Origin of the sequence: Dactylosporangium sp. NPDC000244 (assembly GCF_040300725.1) — a bacterium.
GTDB lineage: Bacteria > Actinomycetota > Actinomycetes > Mycobacteriales > Micromonosporaceae > Dactylosporangium.
On record NZ_JBEPEH010000001.1, the window covers coordinates 23,954 to 44,000 of the forward strand.

The window sequence follows — 20,047 nt, forward strand, 5'->3', positions numbered from 1 at the left end:
GCTCAGCGTCTGACGATGCCGCCGATCAGTCCGTAGTCGATCGCCTCCGCCGCGGTGAGCACCCGGCCGGACTGCAGGTCGTCCTCGACCCGGGAGCGGGCCTGGCCCGTGGCGCCCGCGATGCGCAGGATCAGGTCCTCCAGGTCGCGCAGGTAGCGCCCGGCCTCGGCCACCACCTGGTCAGCCGTGCCGCCGGGGGAGGAGACCTTCGGCTCGGCGAGCCGGAACCGCGCGTGCGCGAACGCGGAGCGCTCGGCCGCGGCGCAGAACACCCCGAGCGCCGCCCCGCTCACCTCGCCGACGGCGGTGGCGTGCACCGGGGCGTCGATCGAGTCGATGGCGTCCACGAGCGTCCAGACCGCCGCGAGGTGGCCCTGCTCGGCGCTGAGGTGCAGGCTGATCGGCTCGGCCCCGGCGGCGTCGAGCGCGAGCAGCGTCGCCGCCGCCCGGGCGGCCATCTCGGGCTCGATCGGCCCGCGCAGGAACACCATGCGCCGGCCGAACAGCTGCTCGTCGAGCCAGGGCGCGTGCTGGGCCGGCGCCGGCGTCGGCTCCTCGTCCCGCCGTTCGTAGTAAGGGCGCATCAGCCGAACATAGGCGAGAATCGGTGATCCGGCCGCGTGCCGTTCCCGGTTTCCGCTCCGGGCTGAAACCCCCTCGGTGCCCCGGTCCGGCCCGCGCAAATGTGGCAAACCGGTCGCGTTGAAACCCTAGGCTGGCACCATGCGGTGAGGAGGCACCGGCAGGCGGTGCCGCGTCGCAACCGTCGGGAGCCGCCATGGCGGACGTTTCCACCGCAGAGTCCGGACTGGTGGACCAGGACCTCGCCGAGATCGTGCACGAGGTCTGGGACGCCTACCTCCAGCAGCCCGACGCCACCGCGGTCGACGCCCCGCCCGTGCAGGACGCCAAGGCGATCACCGCCGCCGTGTCGATCACCGGCGCCTGGGAGGGCCACGTCCGCGTGCTCGTCCCGCCGAGCGCGGCCGGCGACATCACCGCGATCATGCTGGCCATGGACGCCGCCGAGATCACCGACCGCGACGTGACGGACGCGATGGGGGAGCTCATCAACGTCGTGGGCGGCAACATCAAGAACCGCGGCGCCCAGCCCGCCAAACTGGGCCTGCCGGTCGTGGCGACGGGCCGGATGCTGTTCCCGGCTACGCGCGAGACCCACCGCCTGGCGATCGGCTGGCCCGCAGGCGACCCGATCGTGTTCAGCGTGCTGCACGTCAACCCGGACCGGGCGGTCCTGCCCGTGGCGGCCAAGAAGGCCTGACATCCCGCGTGTGTCCGGCGGCCGGAGCCGCCGGACGATGCGGGTCAACAGGGGCCGGCCCAGCGGGTCATGCGCGGGCCCCCGTCAGCTCCGGGCGGGCGGCCAGGATCAGCCCCAGCGCCGCGTAACCCACCAGCAGGTGCGTCCCGCCCACGTAGTCGGCGGCCGGTGAGCCCAGGATGGCGAACGTCGGCACCGTCACCACGGCCCAGCTCTCGGCGACCGTCGGCCAGATCCGGGCCGCGCCGCGCCAGCGGGCGGTGAACAGGATCTTCAGGCCGATCACGAACATGCCCACCATCGACAGCGGCCAGAACACGTCCATCGGCACCAGCCAGACGGCGTCGCGCAGGGCCGGGATCGCGTGCAGGAAGCTCCACACGGTCGCGACGGCGAGCAGGGCGTGCTCCACGTACAGCATGCCGCGCGCCGCCTTCGAGGTGCCCGTGGCCGCGGTGCGGAGCTGGATCGCCAGCAGGCCGAAGAGGCCGAGCTGGAAGGCGCCGCCGCCCAGGTCGGCGATGGTCTTGCCGAGGGAGTCGGTCGGGTTGCTGCCGACCGTGAAGATGGTGGCCGCCCAGGTCAGGGTACCGGCGGCCAGGCCCAGGGCCAGCGCCCGGGTCGGGCCGGTCGAGATGCGGGCGGTGACGGTGGGCGAAAGGTCGGTACGAGCGGGAATCGGTTCAGTTCGAATGGTCATGCCGGGAACTCTGCGGCGCCGGCCGACCCGGGCGGCAGGGTCCGGCGACCCCGGCACCGTCCCCCGTCGTGTCCCGCACCGGACGGGACTGCGGTCCTCGGGCCTTCGGGACACCTCGGATGGCACCATGACCGGGTGTTCAAGCCCCGCGTGCCCACCCTGGTCGGCGGCGTGTTCGTGTGCCTCACGCTCGCCGCGACCGTCGCCTCCGTCGCGCTCGAGGCGCGGATCGGGGCGCGGCAGCGGGCGGACGACGGGCTCGAGGCCGGCTGGATCTCGGGCCTGGCCGGGCTCGCCCTCGCGGTGCCGGGCGGGCTGCTCGTGCACCGGGTGCCGCGCAACGCGGTCGCGTGGATCCTGTGCGCGAGCGGGCTGCACTGGGCGCTCGACGGGGCCGCGGTCGCCTACGTCGCCCATGCGGTCGCGCACAGCCCGGTGCCGGAGGGGACGGCGTTCGCCTACTGGGTGTACCAGCGCGTCGGCGCCGGCCTGCTGTTCTCCCTGCCGCTGCTGCTCGTCTTCTACCCCGACGGGCACCCGCCCCGCGGCCGGTGGCGCTGGGCCGTGCTGGGCAGCCTGGGCGCGACGGCGATCCTGCCCACGACGCTGCTGTTCGTGCCCGCGCGCATCGCCGACGCGATGGACGACGGCCCCGCGCCCGCCGCCGTGCGCGGCCTGTCGATCGACCTGCTCGCCCTGCCGCTGCCCGACGCCGCCTGGCAGGTGCTGCTGCGGATCGGCTACGCCGCGCTGCCCCTGAGCCTGCTGGTCCCCTTCGCCGTGGTCTTCCGCCGGTACCGTGCGGCGACCGGACTGCAGCGCACCCGCATGCGATGGCTGCTGTGGGCCGGCGTGGTGGACGTGCTCGTCATGCTCTCCGCGCTCGTGCTGCCCCAGTCGGTGCTCGGCGCCGGGCTGTTCGTGGCGATCGCGATCACCGGCGGGGCCATCGCGATCGGCGTGCTGCGCCCCCAGCTGATCGACATCGACCGGCTGCTCGGCGGCACGGTGCTCTACGGTGCCCTGGCCGCCATCGTGGTGCTCGTCGACGCGGCGATCCTCGCGCTCGTCACCACCATGCTCGGCGACCGGGGCGCGGCGCTGGTGGGCCTGCTCGTGGTGCTGCTGGTCTACGGCCCGCTGCGCAACCGCCTGTGGGTGCTGGTCCAGCGTGTGGTGCTGGGGCAGCGGCACGACCCGTACCGCATCATCTCCGGCCTCGCCGAACAGCTCGAGCGCTCCGACAGCCCCGAGCACCAGCTGCTGGCCGTCGTGCGCAGCGTCGCCGAGGCGTTCCGCTCGCCCTACGTCGCCGTCGAGGTCCACCGCACCGGCGGGCAGGCGCTGCTGGCCGAGCACGGCACGGCGCCCGCGGACGTGCAGACGATGCCGATCACGTACCGCGACGAGACCGTCGGCCGCCTCATCCTCGCCGCCGGCGGCTACCGGACCGCGCTCTCCCCTCGCGACGAGCGCCTGCTCGCCGACGTGGTCCGCCAGGCGGCGGCCGCGGCCCGCTCCAGCTACCTCGCGGCCGAGCTGCAGGTGAGCCGCGAGCGGCTGGTCGGCGCGCGGGAGGAGGAGCGCCGCCGGGTCCGCCGCGACCTGCACGACGGCCTCGGACCCGCGCTCGGGGGCGTCGCGCTGCGCATCGACACCGCCCGGAACCTGCTGTCGCGGGCGCCCGAGCGGGCCGACGAGATCCTGCGGCAGGCCCGCGAGGACGTCTCCACCGCGCTCGCCGACGTGCGGCGGCTGGTGCACGACCTGCGCCCGCCCGCGCTGGACGACGTCGGCCTGGCCGGCGCGGTCGGGCAGCTCGCCGAGCGCCTCCGCGCGCCCGGGCTGACCACGCGGGTCTCGGCCTCGCTCCCGGCGGACCTGCCGGCGGCGGTCGAGGTGGCGGCGTACCGCATCGCCTCCGAGGCCCTGACCAACGTCACCAAGCACGCGAACGCCGCGACCTGCACGGTCGCGCTGACCGCCGGCGACGGCGCGCTCACGGTCGAGGTTCGCGACGACGGCACCGGGATCGCGCCCGGCACCCCGAGCGGCGTCGGCCTCGTCTCCCTGCGCGAGCGGGCGGCCGAGCTCGGCGGCCGCTGCGAGATCGAGTGCCCCGCGGACGGCGGCACGCTCGTGCGCGCCCACCTGCCCCTGCCCGCCCCGGCACTAGGCTGACCGCCATGACCAACGACCGCGCGATCCGGGTCCTCGTCGCCGACGACCACCCGATCTTCCGCGACGGGCTCGCCGTCCTGCTCGGCTCGGTCGACGGACTCGAGGTCGTCGGCACGGCGGCCACCGGGCTCGAGGCGGTCGAGCTGGCCGTGGCGCGGCGGCCGGACGTCGTCGTCATGGACGTACAGATGCCGGATCTGAACGGCATCGAGGCCACCCGGCGGCTCGCGGCCGAGGCCCCCGAGTCCGGCGTCGTGGTGCTCACCATGTCCGAGGACGACGGCACCGTCTTCGCGGCCGTACGCGCCGGCGCCCGCGGCTATCTCGTGAAGGGGGCCGAGCAGGAGGAGATCGTGCGCGCGATCACCACGGTCGCGGCCGGCGGCGCGGTCTTCGGCGCCACCCTCGCCAGGCGCATCGCCGAGTTCTTCGCCGCCGGCCCCCCGTCCGCGAGCACGGCCTTCCCGGAGCTGACCGCCCGCGAGCGCGAGATCCTCGAACTGCTCGCGGCCGGCCGCTCCAACGCGCAGATCGCCCAGGTGCTGTTCCTGTCCCAGAAGACCGTGCGCAACAACGTGTCCAACGTCTTCGCCAAGCTGCGGGTCGCCGACCGGGCCGAGGCCATCGTCCGCGCCCGCGAGGCCGGGCTGGGCCTTTCCTAGGGCACGACCGGGCCCGAGATCATCATGGCGTGCTGGAGCACCGGCGAGGCGTCCTGGCCCGGCGTCGGGTGGACGTCGGCCGGCAGGTAGTACAGCTCGTAGGCGTGGTGCTCCTGCAGCGTCGTGATGCTCGGCACCGTGAACGTGAACGGCGGCGAGATCGTGGTGCCGGTCGTGACCGTCGGCCACACCGTGCCGGAGCCCGGGAAGAGCAGCCCGTTGGAGTGGTCGTCGAGCAGCCAGATCCGCTTCGGGTCCAGCGGCGGGCAGGTGCCGACCGCGTCGGTGGCCGTGAACTGGCCGTTCTCGAACTTCAGGTGCATGCCGACCGCGCACTGACTCGGCAGCAGGCTGCTCGGGCCGCCCGGAATCTCCCCGCCGCCGATCGTCGGGGTCGGGCCGCCCGAGGGCCACGCGTTCGTCGGCAGGCTGCCGGTCGTCCACTGGCTGGGGTGGTCGCCGCTGAGGCTGGGGCCGCCGACGCCGACCTGGGAGGCGTCCTGGAACCCGCCGCCGAGGCGCCCCGTGGCCACCCCGATGACCAGCACCAGGCCGACCACCCCCGCGAAGACGCCCGCCAGGGCGACCCGGCGCCGGCGCCGCACGTTCACCGTGTGCCGGCGCTCGATGACCTCCTCCGGCTCGTCGACCGGCGGCCGCCCGGCCCGCCGCACCACCTCGGCGAGGCCCGCCTCGGCGTCGAAGGGCTCGTCGGCGTACGCGCGGCGCACGAGCTCCCGGGTCACGTCATGCTCGGCCATGCTCACTCGCCTCCATGATCTGCTGGAATCGGCGCACGTACGGCTGCAGCACCTTGCGCAGCTCTGCCACGTGCGTGCGCACGGTCGACTCGCTCATCTCGAGCACGCTCGCGATCTGCGCGTAGCCGTCGTCGTGCAGGAAGTAGAGCAGCGCCACCTGGCGCCGCCGGGGCGGCAACGAGTCGATGAGCCGCCGCACCGCCCCCTCGAGGCCGAGGCTGTCCTCGACCCGGCCGAGGCCGTCGTCGTCCGCGGAGGGCTCGGTCCACGGCCGGTCCTCCAGACCGATGTACCGCGACTCCGCCTCCGCCCGCCGCCGCGCATAGTTCTTCGCGGTCGTCAGCACGTACGCGCGGCGCTGGGGCGGCCCCAGCTCGCGCAGCCGGTCCCAGCGCTCGAGCATCCGGGCGAAGCCCTCCGCGGCCGCCTCCGCACCGAGCTCGCGGCCGGCGAACGCGCACATGACGTGCTGCACCCGCGCCGCCTCGGTCCGGTAGAACTCCGCGAAGTCCTCCGGTGCCGTACCAATCTCGTGCATCACGTCTATAGAGAGCCGAACGACCCCGATTCCGTCCAGTGGCCACACGGTACGCCTGAAGGGTGACCGATCGAGCGGCCGCCGTCACCCTCTCGGATCGGGGTCGTTACCGGGGTCAGCTAGCCCGAACCCCCCTTCCCGGCGAGCGAACGGACCCCTCCATGCGACCAGGAGTCGGCGGCGCGCACAGATCCCGGCAGCGCTGGTTGACGGCGTCCGCGCCGCTGACCCTGACGGCCGCCGCCGCGGTCCTGCTCGGCGGCCCGCCGCTCGGGCTGGCCGTCCCCGCCGCCGTGCTCGTGGCCGCGGCCGTCTCCGGGCTCCTGCACGCGGGCCGGCTGATCGGCCTCGCGGTCGCGTCGCACCGGGCCGGCGGCGGGCGCCGGACGGTGGCGAGTGCCGGCGGCCTCGCCGCGGGGCTCGTCGCCGCCGGGGTGTGCGCCGCGCTGCCGTCCACCGCGCCCGTCGCGGCGCCGGTCGCCGGGCTGGCGCTCGTCGCGGGCCTGCTGCACCTGCCCGGCGTCGCGGCCGGCCCCGGTGCCGCGCTGCGCCGCGGCCTCGACGGGATCTGCGTGGCCCTCTGGAAGTTCCTGACGCTGCTCGTACTCGTCCTGGAGCAGCGCGGCGAGGCGAGCCGCACCGTCTTCGTCACCTGCCTGCTGGCCATCCTCGGGCTCACGATCGCGGTGGTGAGCGGCGTGCGGGCGCCGTTCCCGCGCGGGGCCGCCGTCACCGCCGCCGGCGGCGTGGCCCTCACCGTGCTCGCCCTCGCGATCGTGCCGCTGCTACCCGCCGAGCCCGCCCGGCACGACGCCTGGCTGCTGTCCGCCGGAGGCCTGCTCGTTCTGGGTTCGGTACTGGTCTGGGCCGGCGCCCGCCGCTCGCTCGACGGGCGCGCCAAGACCGCCCGCGTCACCGACGGCACGCTGATCGGCGACCCGCTGCTGGTCGCGCCGGTGCTCGCCGGGGCCGCCGCGGTGCTCTACGCGCTGGTGAGCCGAGGTCGCATCGGCACCCCGGCGATGGTGGTGGGTGCGGCCGCCGTGCTCGTCGTCGTGCTCCGCGAGATCGTCGAGGCGCTGGTGACCCGGCGCTTCAGCGGCGAGCTCGCGGCGACCCGCAGCGCGTTCGCGACCATCGTGGCCGGCTCCAGCGACGTGATCCTGGTGCTCGCCGAGGACCTGGGTGCGCTGGCAGTCGCCCGCCGCGGCGCGCCAGTTCGGCCTGTCCGACCAGGAGGTGCTCGGGCGCCCCTTCGTGCGTCTCGTGCACGCCGGGGACGTGGCCACGGTCCGGGCGGCCCTCGCGGACGGCCCGGGCACGACGGCACCGCTGCGGACCCGGATCTTCGACGGCTTCGGGGTCTGGCGGCACGTGGACTGCACCGTGAGCGACCTGCGCGACGACCCCGCGGTCGCCGGCGTCGTCGTGCACCTGCGCGACGCCGAGGAGCGGCTCGAGCTGGAGCGCAGCCTGCGGCGCAGCACGCGCAACGACCCGCTCACGGGCCTGGCCAACCGGGGCGCCCTGCTGCGCGAGCTGGCCGCCGGCACCGGGTTCCTGGTCACCGTCGGCCTGGACGGCTTCGCCGGCGTCAACGACCTGCACGGCCCCGGCGTCGGCGACGCCCTGCTGGTCGAGGTGGCCGGCCGCATCCGCGCCGCGATCGCCCCCGGCGACGTGGCCGCCCGCCTCAACGGCGACGAGTTCGCGGTGTTCACGCGGGCCGACCGGGTGCGCGCGTACACGCTCGCGACGCGCCTGGCGGGGGAGCTCGGGGAGCCGTACGCCGTGCCCGGCACGGTGCTGCGCCTCTCCGCCGGCATCGGCCTGGCCCCGGCCGGCGGCGGCCCCGAGGACGCCCTGCGCCGCGCCGACCTGGCCCTGCGCCGGGCCAAGCGCACCGGCCGCGGCCGCGTGCAGTGGCACGACGAGGCCGCCGAGGTGGCCTACGTCCGGCGGGCCACGCTGGAGCAGCACCTGCCCCGCGCGATCGAGCGGGGCGAGCTGGATCTGGCCTACCACCCCGTGTACGACCTCGTGGAGGGCCACCCGATCGGCGTCGAGGCCCTGCTGCGCTGGCGCCACCCGCGCCTGGGCACCGTGCCGCCCGCGGAGACCCTGGCGGTGGCCCGCGAGCTGAACCTGACGGCCCCGATCACCGACTGGGTCCTCACGCGCGCGGCCCGGCAGCTCTCGCTGTGGCAGCATGAGGGGTACCACCTCTGGATCTCGGTGAACGCGGGCTTCGACGACTTCGTGGACCCGACCTTCCCGGCCCGGCTGAGCCTGGCCCTGGACAGCCACCAGATCCAGCCGCGGGACTTCGTGATCGAGCTCGCCGAGCGCGAGGTCGGCGCCGACCTGGAGCGGGTGACCGAGCCCATGGCGACCGTCCGCGCCGTCGGGGTCCGCACCGCGCTGGACGGCTTCGGCACCGGCTCCGCCTCCCTGGCCCACCTGCGCCGCCTGCCGACCGACCTGTTGAAGGTGGACCGCACCCTGTTCACGAGCCCGGTGGCGAGCAGGGGCCGGGCGGCACCGATCATCGACGTGGTCGTGGGCCTGGGCCGCCGCCTGGGCGTGACGGTGGTGGCGCACGGCCTGGAGGCGGAGGAGCACCTGGAGCTGGTGCGCCGCGCGGGGTGCCGCTACGGCCAGGGCCACTACTACGGCCCACCGGGCCCGGCGGAGCGCATCGAGGCAGCTCTGGTCCGCCAGCGCACCTGGTAGCCGTCACCCACACCGAGATCCCGGCCGCCCTCACCGCCGCAGGCAGCGACTTGCGCACCCTCGGCGACCCCGGCTACGAAGGCAAGACCGGCACCATCACCGTGGCGTTCAAGACCCCAAAGGCGGCCGCCTCACCCTGCACCAACAGCGGCTCAACCAGGCCCACAACGCCGTCCGCGCGATCGCCGAACGCGGCAATGCCCTCCTCAAAGGCAGGTCAAAGCGCTACGCAACGTCAGCCTGTGCCCCTGGCGGATCGGGAACATGGTCGCCGCAGCACTCGTCCTGCTCCACTTCGACCACGCCAGCACCACATGAGACCCTCAGTAATCACGACGTTGCACGGAATGACTCACTGACTGACTTCCTGTAGATCATGGATGAGCTCCGACACAGCGACCGGGTCGATCGCGCCGAAGCCGGGGACGAGCTTGCCGTCGGCGTGGGTGGGCAGCCACACGTTGCCGAGGGTCTGCTGCTGTTCGGCGGTGACGTCGCCGATGAACATGCCGGGGTCGAGGTCGATCGAGGCGACGAGGCCGCCGGGCAGGTCGCGCTCCATAGTGCACAGCATGCCGCCGTCGCCGACCTTGCCCATCCGCCAGCCGCGGCGCACCAGCCCGAGGAGCCGTCCGACGTGGACGGTGCGGCCGTCCTGCCGGTCGAGGCTGTGGGCGGTACGCTCGTTGTCGGTCAGCACGTGGACGTCGCGACCCAGCTGCGCGAACGGCTGCAGGACCTCGTAGTCGGCGAACACCTCCGCCCACGCCGCCAACCGGTCGCCGAGCCGGAGCGGGTGCGCAAGCCACACCGTTGCGGTCGCGGTGACGACGATCGGCTCGTCTTCCACGTCGGCGTACGTGCGGTCCTCGGCCACCCGGAAGCACGCCTCGCCACCGTCGGGGCCCTCGGACGTCACCCAGAGCAGCCGGCGCGCGACGTGCCACAGCAGCGGATGTCCCACCAGGTACCGGTGGAACTCCGCACTGCTCCACCGGCGCTGGTCGGCCATGGCGCGCTCGAGGCGGCGGATCTGGTCGGCCGCCACGGTCCGCACGTCCTTCTTCAACCCGAGGAACCGCTGGTACGCGGCGGGCGCGGCGACCGGGTCGTCCTTCACTCCGGGCCTGGGCAGCGCGGCGCGGCGGGTACCGGCGGCGTCGGTAACAAAGGGCATGAGGTGCTCGTCGAAGCCGACGATGAACCGGCGCGGCCCGTAGTCAAGGCTGAGGCTGCCGTCGGTGTCGAGACCGAGGTCGGGCACGAGGCGGTCCGCGAGCTGCTCCAGGGTGAGACCGGTGTCCCGGGCCAGGGTCTCCAGCCGCTCCTTGGCGAGCCGGCGGGTGCTGTGCTTGGAGGCTTTGTCGGCGACACCCTGGATATGCATGAGCGCCACGTCGGTGCCGATCGCGGTGAGCACGTCGAGGCCGCGCGCGGCCCGGGTGTGGTCCTGGTAACCGGGCCAGGAGCGGATCAGCGGACCCAGCCTGCGGGCCGTCTCGTCGTCGCCGATGAGGCCCTGCATGTCGAGCGCCCATCGGCCGACCGACGGACAGTTGGCGTCGACCCAGCGCAGCAGGAGGGCCCGGCCGAAGGCGGCCAGCGAGACGGGGTCGCAGACGTCCTTCACGATCTCCAGACCCGCATACGGCAGGGCGGGCTGGGACAGCGAGAGCATGGTGACCACGTGCCGCGCCGACTCGACCGGCAGGGTCCGCACGCCGTCCCGCAGCCGGATCGTCGGCAGCGTCGGCACGCCGACCCAGCGCGGGATCTTCGGCAACGTCGAGGGCAGCCGCTCGAGCGGATCCGTGTCGAACATCGCCCGGATCGCGGCGCCGGCCGCCGAACCGTAGTTGTCGGCGGCGGCGAGTACCAGATCTCGGTGACCGTCCGTGGCGAGCGCCAGCAGTGCGTGCTCGGCGAGTTCGCGGCGCGGGCCGGGCTCCTCCAGGGCCGGCGGCACGAGATCGCGGGCGGCGGCGGCCGGGTGGCGGGACAGCCACTGCCGCGCGAGGTCGCGGGTCCACGCTGACCGGGACTTCACCCGCAGTTCCATCATCAGGTCAGCCAGCTCCGGGCCGGTGAACGGCAGCAGCCGCAGCGTCGTCTCGGTGACCATCTCCCGCGACAACGCGACGAGGTCCGGCACGGCGTGCAGCGCGTCGGCTCCCGGCGTGCCGTCGGATGCCAGCGGCGCGGAGCGGGTCAGGCCGGGCACCACGACCGGCTCGCAGCGGCGGGACCACGGCGGGGTGACGAGCACATCCGGCAGCCCGTCGTGCCCAGTGGCCGCCGGGTCGGTCGTCGGCGGCAGGTCCGTCGTGGTCACGCAGACACCTCACGCAGGTCACGGATGAGTTCGGACATCAACCTCGTCCCGAACTCATTCGGCAACCGAGGCATGCGCCGAAGCCGCATCCTATTCGTGTTGTCTCCTCGCGTACCGGTTGTCTCCTCGCGTACCGGCAGGACCGAGGCGTATGTGACACTCATCGTCGACGCAGCGCCCTATGAAGTTGATCTGTGAAAGGACCACCTTCATACCGGGGTGCTGCGTCTTTTCTATGCACCACAACGGATTCGGCGTGTCACCACCGCGGAACCGCCGGCGACTACCCAACGTCACCCACCGTTACCCGTGCAGCACGTCGGCCAGCGCAATGTCCTGACGGATTTCGTTGGCCTCATCAAGACCATGGATTGGGTCAACGTCGTGAAACAGCCGCGGAACGACTAGCCACGGGAGCCAGGCAAATGATCGAAGCAACAGCGGCCGATCGCGATCTGTGGGCGGCCGTCGTGGAAGCGGAGCAGACGCTGTCGCGGCTGCGAGCCGAGTTCTACCAGCGCGCGACTGGCCGAGCGGAGGTCCTGCGACAGGCCCTGCGGGGTTCGAACCGTGAGCGGTCGGCGGCCCTGCAGTTTCTGCAGCATCTGCCCGCCGACGTCCCGGAGCTCGCCGAATCGCTCGCCTACATCGCACTGTCCGAAGGGTGGGCGGGCAACGCCCGGCGCGCGCTGCAGCGTGGTTCGCGAGCCGTCGTCCGGGAGAAGGTCGCCTGCTGGGCGATGGACCGTCTACCGGACGCCGATGAGATCGACTACAGCCGGGTGGCCGAGATCCTCATCGCGCTGGAGATGTGGCCGGTGCTGCGGAACCTCGTCCAGCAGGCGGAAGCCCACTGGAATGCCGACATCCGGGAGGTCGGCCGGGACGTCATGGAGCAGTACGGGCCGATGATCACGGCGTCCTGAGTTCGGCGCGCTCGGCGGCAACATGCCGATTCGGGTTGACCTCGCCACCGGCCAGTGCCGCTTTCTCGGCCGGAGATTGCCTTCGTCGACGGCTCGGTCCTGATCGTTCCCTGGAACTCCGTGGCGGCGCTCGACGAAGGAGACGAACTGGCCGAGCTCGGCGGCAACATGCCGATTCGCGTGGATCTTGCCACTGGACAGTGCAGCTGGCTCAACGTCGACGAGGTGGGCGACTATCTCGGTCGCGGGTTCAGGCTGTGACCCGCCCGTAGTGCCGCGCAGAGGCGGGTTCCTCCGGCGACGGATGGGCCCGCCTTCGCTGTGAGTGCGGGTCAGCGGAACGCGGCGCCCATGTCGTTCAGGGACTCGTGCATCACGTCGGCCAGCGGCGTGCCCTTGGGGCGGTCCAGCCACACCTGCACCGCCACGCGCATCGCGACCAAAAACGCCGCCGCCATCAAGCGGGCGTGCATCGGGGACGCGGGGGAGCGGCGCGCGATCTCCGTCGTCAGCTCGTCCTCCATCGACGCGTACGTCGAGACCTGCTGCGCCGCCAGGGCCGGGTGCCGGCGCACGAGCCGGACCTGGGTCACCCAGTGCGGGTCGCGGGAGCCGAGGTCGCGCTGGAACTCCAGGGCCGCCGCGGTGAGGGCCGCCCACGGGGGTTCCGACGGCGGGCGCTCCGCCACGGCGGAGACCAGGCGGCGCACGCGCTGCTGGTCGCCGTACAGCAGCGCCTCCTCCTTGCTCGCGAAGTAGTTCGAGAACGTCCGCCGCGACACCTCGGCCGCGTCCGCGATCGCCTCCACCGTCACCTTGTCCACGCCGTGCTCGATCGACAGAGCCACCGCGGCCTCGTGCAGGGCCTGGCGGGTGGCGATCTTCTTGCGTTCCCGCAGGCCTGTTCCCACGCCACGATGTTACCTAGTTCTCATTGGGCAAACTTGCGCAGAGGGCAAGTTTTTTGGATGCTTGTATCAGGCAAGTATTGCGGGAGGGGTCCGAGTGGAGCATGTCGTCGCGCTGCGCGACGGGCTGCGCGAGCTCATGAAGGTCGTGCGGTGCGTGAAGCAGCAGCACCAGGCCGGGCCCGGCATGGTCGCGCCCGGGGTGGCCGGGATGCTCGCCGTGATCGAGCGCCATCCGCGGCTGCACCTCAAGGATCTCGCCGCGGCCTGTGCGCTCGACCAGTCGACCACCAGCCGGGCGGTCAGCGCGTTCGTCCAGGACGGGCTCGTGCGCCGCGTCGCCGACCCGCACGACGGGCGGGCCAGCTTCCTCGAGCTCACCGACGAGGGCCGCGACGCCCTCGCGAAGGCCGAGGAGCGTTACACCACCCTGCTCGCGGGCGCCCTGCGGGACTGGACCCCCGCCGAAGCCGAACACTTCGCCGGCCTGCTGCACCGATTTGCGCAGTCGCTGCGCGAGAACCAAACCATGGAGGCAACACGATGAGTCAGACGCACACCGAGGAGCCGATGACCCATCGGCAAGTGCTGGAGGCGCTCAGCGGCCTGCTGCTCGCGCTGTTCGTCGCGATGGTCAGCTCCACGATCGTCTCGACCGCGCTGCCGAAGATCATCGGCGCGCTCAACGGCACGCAGACGCAGTACACCTGGGTCGTCACGGCAACCCTGCTCGCCGCCACGGCGACGACCCCGATCTGGGGCAAGCTCTCGGACCTGTACAGCAAGAAGGTCCTCGTCCAGGTCTCGATCGTGATCTACGTGATCGGCTCCATCATCAGCGGCATGGCGCAGAACACCGGCGAGCTCATCGCCGCCCGGGCCTTCCAGGGCATCGGCGTCGGCGGCCTGCAGGCGCTCGTCCAGGTGGTCATCGCCGCGATGATCCCGCCCCGCGAGCGCGGGCGCTACAACGGCTACCTCGGTGGCGTCATGGCCGTCGCCACCGTCGGCGGCCCGCTGCTCGGCGGCGTCATCGTCGACACCTCCTGGCTCGGCTGGCGCTGGTGCTTCTTCGTCGGCGTGCCGGTGGCCATCCTGGCCCTCGTCGTGCTGCAGAAGACCCTGCACCTGGTGACCATCAAGCGCGACAACCTGAAGATCGACTACCTGGGCGCCACGCTCATCGCGGCCGGTGTCAGCGTGCTGCTGGTCTGGGTCTCCTTCGTCGACGGCTCGTTCGCGTGGGCGTCCTGGCAGACCGCGGCCATGGTCGGCGCCGGTGTGGTGCTGCTCGCGCTCGCCGTGTGGGTGGAGTCCCGCGCCGCCGAGCCGGTCGTGCCGCTGAACATCGTCAAGCAGCGCACCACGGCCCTGTCGATCCTCGCGAGCCTCGCGGTCGGCATGGCGATGTTCGGAGGCGCCGTCTTCCTGGGTCAGTACTTCCAGATCGGCCGCGGCTACACCCCGACCGAGGCGGGCCTGCTCACCATCCCGCTCATGGCCGGCGTGCTGCTGTCCTCGATCGTGGTCGGGCAGCTCATCACCCGCACCGGGAAGATCAAGCCCTACATCATCGCGGGCACCGTGGTGCTCGTCGCGGGCTTCGGCGTGCTGGCCACCATCGACCACCAGACCTCGCTGGTCTTCGTGAGCTTCGGGATGCTCCTGGTCGGCATCGGGGTCGGCATGTCGATGCAGAACCTGGTGCTGGCGGTGCAGAACACCGTACCGCTGAAGGACATCGGCGCCGCCAGCTCGACGGTCGCGTTCTTCCGCTCCCTCGGCGGCACGATCGGCGTGTCGGTCCTCGGCGCCGTCCTGGCCCGCCGGGTCACCGACAACATCACGCACTCGCTCGCGGCCGCCGGCGTCCAGGCCCCGGCCGGTGGCGGCGAGACCTCCAACCTCAACCTGAGCGCCCTGCCGCCCGCGTTCCAGCACATCGTGCGGGCCGCGTACGGCGACGCCACCGGCCACATCTTCCTCATCTCCGCGGCCATCGCGGTGGTGGGCGTGATCGCCGCGGTGCTCATGAAGCCGGCCATGCTGCGCAGCACGCTGGACCTCTCGGCGCAGAAGCCGGCCTCGGACGAGCCGGTCGGCGCCGCCCGGTAGCCGAACGGCCACAAAAGCACGGGCGGGGAAGGCTCACCCCCTGGAGCCTCCCCGCCCGCTCGCGTGCAGGCGCAAAATGGCCGGCATGCCGCTCATCGCGCATCTCAGCGATCCGCACATCACCACCGGCGCCCTGTCCGCCGAGCCCGCCCGCGGGCTCTACAAGGCCCTGACCCGCGTGCTCGCCCTGGAGCCGCGCCCGGACTGCGTCATCGTGACGGGCGACCTCGTCGACCACGGCCGCTCGGACGAGTACGAGGTGCTCAAGGAGCTCATCGGGCACTTCCCGGTGCCGATCCACCTCGTCCCCGGCAACCACGACGGCCGGGCCGCGCTGCAGGCCGCGTTCGGCCTCGAGCGGACCTCGTACGTCGCCGAGTACCCCGACTTCAGCGTCGTCGTGCTCGACTCCCTGCGCCCCGAGCTCGGCGACGCCGGCATCCTCGGCCCCGAGCAGCTCGAATGGCTCGACCACACGCTCGGCCGGCATGGCGGGGCGCCTGCGTTCGTCTGCCTGCACCACCCGCCGGTCCGGGTCGGCATCCCGGGCATGGACGCCATCCGGCTCGTCGACGGGCCCGAGCTCGCCGAGGTGCTGCGCCGCCACCCGCACGTCGTCCGGGTGCTCGCCGGGCACCTGCACCGCGTCGTGACCGCCGGGTTCGCCGGGACCATCCTGAGTGTTGCGCCCAGCACGTACCGTCAGGTGGACCTCGGCATGCGCGAGGGCCGCCCGGTCGGCTTCGTCCCGGAACCGTCCGCGTTCCTGCTGCACCGCCTCGAGGGCAGTGAGTGCGTGACCCATCTGGTGCAGGTGAGCCACACGGGTGCGCCCGTGATCGCGTATTGAGGCCGTTGAGCCGACCGCGCGTGGCACGTTTCCGGGATTTGGGGCGTCGCGGCTGCCCGTACCTTGAATGCAGCAGATGAGCGCAGCACCCCATACAGACGCACCCGAGAGGAACCACCCCCATGAGCGAGTACGGCGAGTACGAAGCGGGCCACGAGACCGCCTCCCTGGAGGCGGCCCACTCCGGCCAGGGCCAGGAGCTTGACCACCAGTCGCAGTACGGCATCCTCGAGCAGGACCACCACAGCTACGAGCACGAGGAGTTCGAGCAGCTCAAGCACATCGAGTACACGGACGCCGCGGGCAACCACTACGAGATCACCGAGTACACGCACTACGAGCACACCGAGGTCGAGGACAGCCACACGCTCATGGCCTACGGCCAGGAGAGCACCGGCGAGGCGGGCTTCGGCGAGGCCGACAGCACCGACGCCGGCTTCGGTGAGGCGGGCTTCGGCGAGTCCGGCTTCGGCGCCGCGTCGGCGGGCTCGAGCCTGGAGAGCATCACGTCGCGGCTGCAGAGCTTCCTCGGCAACGGCTTCGACGACGCCAGCGCCTAACCGGCCCCTCTCGGGGGGTGCCAGCGCTCACGGCGCCGGCCGGCGGGACTTCCGCCGGTCGGCGCCGCGTCGTGTCCGGACTCACGTCGGCCCGCGGGTGCGCTGCTGAGCAGCGAGGACGTGGTCCGGTGTCATTTGTCAAGCATTTTCGGGACCGGAATTCGGCGGCGGTCCGGCCGCAACCGTCGCAGACTGGGACGCCATGAGCCTCGACGACGACTGGCACTACCTGCCCACCCGGACCCGGGCCGGCGCGCTGCAGCGCGGACTCGGGCGGGGCGCGGTGCGGGCCAGACAGGACCCGGCCGCGCCGGAGCTGGTGTACGCCTGCATCCGCCGCGACCATCGCTGGCTGCCCCTGGACGACCGCGGGGTCTACCTCGCCCGCCTGGTCCGCGACCTGGAGCTGCCGATCGGGCCGATCATCGCCCGGCTCTACACCGCCGACGACGACTCCGGGGAGTTCACGCACGTCCTGCGGGTCGCCGAGGCGCTGAGCCGCGCCGGGTCCGGTGACATGGTCGAGAGTCTGCGGCGGTACGTCCGGATCGGCCCCTACTGGCGCGAGGCCCTCGGCACCATCGCCGCCGCGTGGCCCGCCAACTGGTGGGACGACCTGCTCCCGGTCGCCGCCGACCGCCTCGCCAGCGCCGGCCGCCCGCTGCACCTGCCGCCGGGCGCCCCCTGGGGCGAGTGGGCCGGCCGCGACGAGCGCATCCACGCCGCCGTGGCGCACGGGCCCGAGCCGCTGACCGGGCTCGGCGAGCTGCTGAGCGCCGCCGACGACTTCGGCTGCCTGGCCGAGCCGGTCGTCGACTCGCTGCCGGCCGCCCGGCGGGTCGTGGCCGATCCGGCCTCGGGGCAGTACTGGAGCGCCCTGTGCGTGCTCGCCGAGCAGGGCGACGAGTCCGACGGCCCGGCGCTGCTGGCCGGCCTCGACTGGCTCGACCAGCGCGAGGACGACATGTGCGGCTACGACCGCCTGGTCGACGGCCTCGCCCGGGTCGGCGGCGACGCGGCCCGCCAGGCGCTGCCCCGCGTCCGCTCGCTGTGGTTCAGTCCGCACTCGTACGAGCGCGCCGCCTACCTGCGCGCCCGGCTGGAGCTGGAGCCGGACGCGTGCGCGGGCGCGCTGACCGAGGGCCTGTGGGACTGCCAGGCCGACGTGCGCCTCATCGCCGTGCGCCGCGTCCCGCTCGACGAGAAGCTCGAACGGCGCCTCGCCTACCTGCGCGACGACCCGATCGAGACCCCGGAGGTCCGCGCGGCCGCCGCGGAGCGCCTGGCCCTCGAGGCGATGCTCTAGCCGGCCGGCACCAGAAGACCCGGCCTCAGCGCATCACGACGACGGCGTCCAGGACCCGGCGCAGCGTCGCGGCCGGGTCGGCGTCGGGCCCGTCGACCACGAGCACGCCCAGGGCGGCCGCGCCGAAGGTCCAGGCGCACACCACGTACCCGAACCCGTCGCGCCGCGTGTCCGTGCACGTGGCCCGGCCGCGGTTCGGTCCCGGGTCGGCGTCGGCCGTCGTCCCGCCGCCGGAGTCCGGCACGAACCGCAGCGTCCGTTCGCGCAGGGTGCGCAGCAGCGCCGCGTCGTCGGCCCGCTGGACCGCCCGGCCGGTGCCGCCCCAGACCAGCAGGGGCCGCCCGTCGGCGCTGAGGTACGCCGCGCTGAACGGCCGCGCCCCGAGCGCCTCCTGGTCGCCGAGCACTCCCTCGGCCAGCGTGGCGGCGAGCGCCGGGTTGGCCGCCCAGTCCCCGATCCCGGCCGGGGCCGCGAGCCCGACCGTCCGCCCGAACACCAGATCGCTCGTGAGCAGCAGAAACAGCACCAGCACCGCGCAGCCCGCGATCCCCGCGGCCCACATCGCCGCCCGGCGCGGGTCGGCCGGCACCACCGGCTCGGGCGCGAGCGAGTCGAGGTCGAAGTTCGTCGCGGCTCACGGCAGGCAACATACGTGACCCGGTCGATGCGCGCGGACCTGTCGCGTGCGTGACACATCGGCGCAAGTGCGCGCCAAGTCGCCGCCAAGTGGCGCCCCGCATGCTTACCGCAGCAACACCGAAGGGACCGCGGCGACGGGGTCCTCGCACCACTTACCTCGAGAACACGCTCTCGATATTCATACATATATGAGCCGGCCCCGCGACACTCCTCCCCCCTCGTGTCGCGGGGCTTCTCGTGTGTCCGGGGCCTACTTGGCCGTGCCGCAGGTGGCCTGGATGCGCTGGGTCAGCCGGTCGGCGAAGGCGGGGTCGCTGACGACCTGCTGCTGGAACGCGTCGACCTGCGCCGCGGTGAGGTCCGTGTAGATGGGGCGGGACGCGTACGCCGAGGCCATCGCCGCCGGGTCGGTGTAGACCTGCGACTGCACCGAGCAGAGGTGCTGGGCGGTCGCGTCGAGGAAGATGGTCTCGCGGCGGTCCTGGGTCAGCGAGGCCGACGGCGACGGCTTCGGCGCCTGCATCTCCGTCTTGGTCGAGTTCCCGGACTTGCCACACGCGCAAAGGCCCGCCGTGAGGGCCAGGGCGGCCACGGCGAGCAGGGCACGGGAGCGGATCACCAGAGTTCCCACCTCTCTGTGGAAAAAGCGGAGGGCCGGCCGGCGCCGCGGGAGAAGCCGGTCGGCCCGGGCCGTCAGACGACGACGAGCGTCAGGTCGTTCGAGTCGGTCGTGCTGCCGTAGGAGAGCTTGACGGTGAGCTTGTAGGTGCCGGCGGCCACGTTGGTGGCGTCGAACTTGACGGCGGCGAAGTCGTCGGTGCCGACGGCCAGGCCGGTGCCCTTGTTCAGGGCGGTGTAGGCGCGGCCGGCCGGGTAGGACACGGCCAGGCCGCTCGGCGCGCCCGCGACCGTGATCTGCAGGTTGTCGACGCCGGCCTTGCGGGACTGGAAGACCAGCTGCGACCAGACCGGGGTCGCCTTGGGCACGGTCACGAGGGTCGTCTTCTGCACCACGGCGTCGCCGGTGACCGAGACGACCGGGAGCGTGGCGGTGATCGAGCCGGAGCGCGGGGTGCCGGTGCAGGACGTCGCCCCGTCGGCCTTCGTGGTGTAGGAGTAGTCGAGCTTGAGCGGGACCAGCGCGAGCAGGCTGTTGGAGGAGAGCGAGACGTTGAACGCGGCGTAGTCCACGTGGCCCTTGGCCAGCGAGTCGCCCTTCGACAGCGACGAGTAGGTCGCGGTGTTGGCCGGGTACTTCACCGTGACCCCGGTGCCGCTCGCGGTCACCTTCACGTCGCAGATGTCGCTGGTGGCGGCCCACATGGTGCCCACCCAGCCCGTCTGGCCCGGCAGCATCGGCGCGAGCACCGGCACCACCAGCCCGAAGTCCGGCGTCGCCGCGGAGGCCGGGGTCGCCGCGGGGAGCATGGCGGCCGCGCCGGCGGCGCAGGCGAGGGCGATGGAGGCGGTACGGCGCATCGGAGGGGTCCTTCCCAGGATGACTGCTGTCGACCGGCTGATCGGCGGCGGGCGGGGCGGGTTGAGGCAGGTCGT

Annotated in this window: 21 protein-coding genes; 11 read left to right on the forward strand and 10 right to left on the reverse strand. The window is 73.1% G+C overall.

The window, feature by feature from the left end:
* Positions 1-2: 2 nt before the first annotated feature.
* Entirely contained in the window at positions 3-584 is a 582-nt protein-coding gene (locus ABT369_RS00095) for an ATP-dependent Clp protease proteolytic subunit (RefSeq protein WP_350608946.1), read from the reverse strand.
* A 194-nt stretch (positions 585-778) separates the two neighbouring features.
* Here ABT369_RS00095 and ABT369_RS00100 point away from each other — a divergent pair, with 194 nt between their 5' ends.
* On the forward strand, positions 779-1,282 hold the full coding sequence (locus ABT369_RS00100) for a chemotaxis protein CheX (RefSeq protein WP_350608947.1): 504 nt from the start codon (positions 779-781) through the stop codon (positions 1,280-1,282).
* 67 nt (positions 1,283-1,349) lie between these two features.
* Here ABT369_RS00100 and ABT369_RS00105 read toward each other — a convergent pair whose 3' ends face one another.
* Positions 1,350-1,982 (reverse strand): hypothetical protein, encoded by a 633-nt coding sequence (locus ABT369_RS00105; RefSeq protein WP_350608948.1) that lies wholly within the window; start codon positions 1,980-1,982, stop codon positions 1,350-1,352.
* A 135-nt stretch (positions 1,983-2,117) separates the two neighbouring features.
* Between ABT369_RS00105 and ABT369_RS00110 the strand changes: the two genes are divergently transcribed.
* Together ABT369_RS00110 and ABT369_RS00115 are read left to right on the forward strand one after the other, a co-directional pair.
* Positions 2,118-4,163: a sensor histidine kinase gene (locus ABT369_RS00110; RefSeq protein ID WP_350608949.1), complete on the forward strand. Its 2,046-nt coding sequence runs from the start codon at positions 2,118-2,120 to the stop codon at positions 4,161-4,163.
* 5 nt (positions 4,164-4,168) lie between these two features.
* Entirely contained in the window at positions 4,169-4,825 is a 657-nt protein-coding gene (locus ABT369_RS00115; protein ID WP_350608950.1) for a response regulator, read from the forward strand.
* Here ABT369_RS00115 and ABT369_RS00120 read toward each other — a convergent pair.
* The 3 genes from ABT369_RS00120 to ABT369_RS00130 all read right to left on the reverse strand — a co-directional run bounded on the left by ABT369_RS00120 (position 4,822) and on the right by ABT369_RS00130 (position 7,262).
* Positions 4,822-5,586, reverse strand: coding sequence for a hypothetical protein (locus tag ABT369_RS00120; RefSeq protein WP_350608951.1), 765 nt, complete (start codon positions 5,584-5,586; stop codon positions 4,822-4,824). The genes ABT369_RS00115 and ABT369_RS00120 overlap by 4 nt on opposite strands.
* Entirely contained in the window at positions 5,573-6,124 is a 552-nt protein-coding gene (locus ABT369_RS00125) for an RNA polymerase sigma factor (RefSeq protein ID WP_350608952.1), read from the reverse strand. The genes ABT369_RS00120 and ABT369_RS00125 overlap by 14 nt, the downstream gene beginning before the upstream one ends.
* 982 nt (positions 6,125-7,106) lie before the next feature.
* On the reverse strand, positions 7,107-7,262 hold the full coding sequence (locus tag ABT369_RS00130; protein WP_350608954.1) for a hypothetical protein: 156 nt from the start codon (positions 7,260-7,262) through the stop codon (positions 7,107-7,109).
* Between the two features lie 47 nt (positions 7,263-7,309).
* On the opposite strand from ABT369_RS00130, the gene ABT369_RS00135 reads away from it, so the two are divergent.
* Positions 7,310-8,857 (forward strand): putative bifunctional diguanylate cyclase/phosphodiesterase, encoded by a 1,548-nt coding sequence (locus ABT369_RS00135; protein WP_350608955.1) that lies wholly within the window; start codon positions 7,310-7,312, stop codon positions 8,855-8,857.
* Positions 8,858-9,209: 352 nt separating this feature from the next.
* On the opposite strand, the gene ABT369_RS00145 is transcribed toward ABT369_RS00135, so the two are convergent.
* Entirely contained in the window at positions 9,210-11,189 is a 1,980-nt protein-coding gene (locus ABT369_RS00145) for a DUF4132 domain-containing protein (RefSeq protein ID WP_350608956.1), read from the reverse strand.
* Between the two features lie 425 nt (positions 11,190-11,614).
* Here ABT369_RS00145 and ABT369_RS00150 point away from each other — a divergent pair, with 425 nt between their 5' ends.
* Together ABT369_RS00150 and ABT369_RS00155 are read left to right on the forward strand one after the other, a co-directional pair.
* The gene (locus tag ABT369_RS00150) at positions 11,615-12,115 is read left to right on the forward strand and encodes a hypothetical protein (RefSeq protein WP_350608957.1); all 501 of its coding nucleotides are present in this window, start codon (positions 11,615-11,617) and stop codon (positions 12,113-12,115) included.
* Between the two features lie 54 nt (positions 12,116-12,169).
* Positions 12,170-12,376, forward strand: coding sequence for a hypothetical protein (locus ABT369_RS00155; RefSeq protein ID WP_350608958.1), 207 nt, complete (start codon positions 12,170-12,172; stop codon positions 12,374-12,376).
* Positions 12,377-12,447: 71 nt separating this feature from the next.
* Here the strand turns inward: ABT369_RS00155 and ABT369_RS00160 are convergent, their stop codons facing one another.
* Positions 12,448-13,026, reverse strand: coding sequence for a TetR/AcrR family transcriptional regulator (locus ABT369_RS00160; protein WP_350608960.1), 579 nt, complete (start codon positions 13,024-13,026; stop codon positions 12,448-12,450).
* Positions 13,027-13,120: 94 nt separating this feature from the next.
* Here ABT369_RS00160 and ABT369_RS00165 point away from each other — a divergent pair, with 94 nt between their 5' ends.
* From ABT369_RS00165 to ABT369_RS00185, 5 genes are all read left to right on the forward strand, one after another.
* Positions 13,121-13,570, forward strand: a complete 450-nt coding sequence (locus tag ABT369_RS00165) for a MarR family winged helix-turn-helix transcriptional regulator (RefSeq protein ID WP_350608962.1) — start codon at positions 13,121-13,123, stop codon at positions 13,568-13,570.
* Entirely contained in the window at positions 13,567-15,138 is a 1,572-nt protein-coding gene (locus ABT369_RS00170) for an MDR family MFS transporter (protein WP_350608963.1), read from the forward strand. Before ABT369_RS00165 ends, ABT369_RS00170 begins: the two co-directional genes overlap by 4 nt.
* Before the next feature lie 85 nt (positions 15,139-15,223).
* Positions 15,224-15,988 carry a phosphodiesterase gene (locus ABT369_RS00175; protein WP_350608965.1) on the forward strand — a complete coding sequence of 255 codons (765 nt, stop codon included), beginning with the start codon at positions 15,224-15,226 and terminating at the stop codon, positions 15,986-15,988.
* 122 nt (positions 15,989-16,110) lie between these two features.
* On the forward strand, positions 16,111-16,548 hold the full coding sequence (locus tag ABT369_RS00180) for a hypothetical protein (protein ID WP_350608967.1): 438 nt from the start codon (positions 16,111-16,113) through the stop codon (positions 16,546-16,548).
* 202 nt (positions 16,549-16,750) lie between these two features.
* Positions 16,751-17,854: a hypothetical protein gene (locus ABT369_RS00185; RefSeq protein WP_350608969.1), complete on the forward strand. Its 1,104-nt coding sequence runs from the start codon at positions 16,751-16,753 to the stop codon at positions 17,852-17,854.
* A gap of 25 nt (positions 17,855-17,879) precedes the next feature.
* Here the strand turns inward: ABT369_RS00185 and ABT369_RS00190 are convergent, their stop codons facing one another.
* The 3 genes from ABT369_RS00190 to ABT369_RS00200 all read right to left on the reverse strand — a co-directional run bounded on the left by ABT369_RS00190 (position 17,880) and on the right by ABT369_RS00200 (position 19,972).
* On the reverse strand, positions 17,880-18,443 hold the full coding sequence (locus tag ABT369_RS00190) for a hypothetical protein (protein WP_350608971.1): 564 nt from the start codon (positions 18,441-18,443) through the stop codon (positions 17,880-17,882).
* 300 nt (positions 18,444-18,743) lie between these two features.
* Positions 18,744-19,112, reverse strand: coding sequence for a hypothetical protein (locus ABT369_RS00195; RefSeq protein WP_350608973.1), 369 nt, complete (start codon positions 19,110-19,112; stop codon positions 18,744-18,746).
* A 74-nt stretch (positions 19,113-19,186) separates the two neighbouring features.
* On the reverse strand, positions 19,187-19,972 hold the full coding sequence (locus ABT369_RS00200) for a hypothetical protein (protein ID WP_350608974.1): 786 nt from the start codon (positions 19,970-19,972) through the stop codon (positions 19,187-19,189).
* Positions 19,973-20,047: the final 75 nt, after the last annotated feature.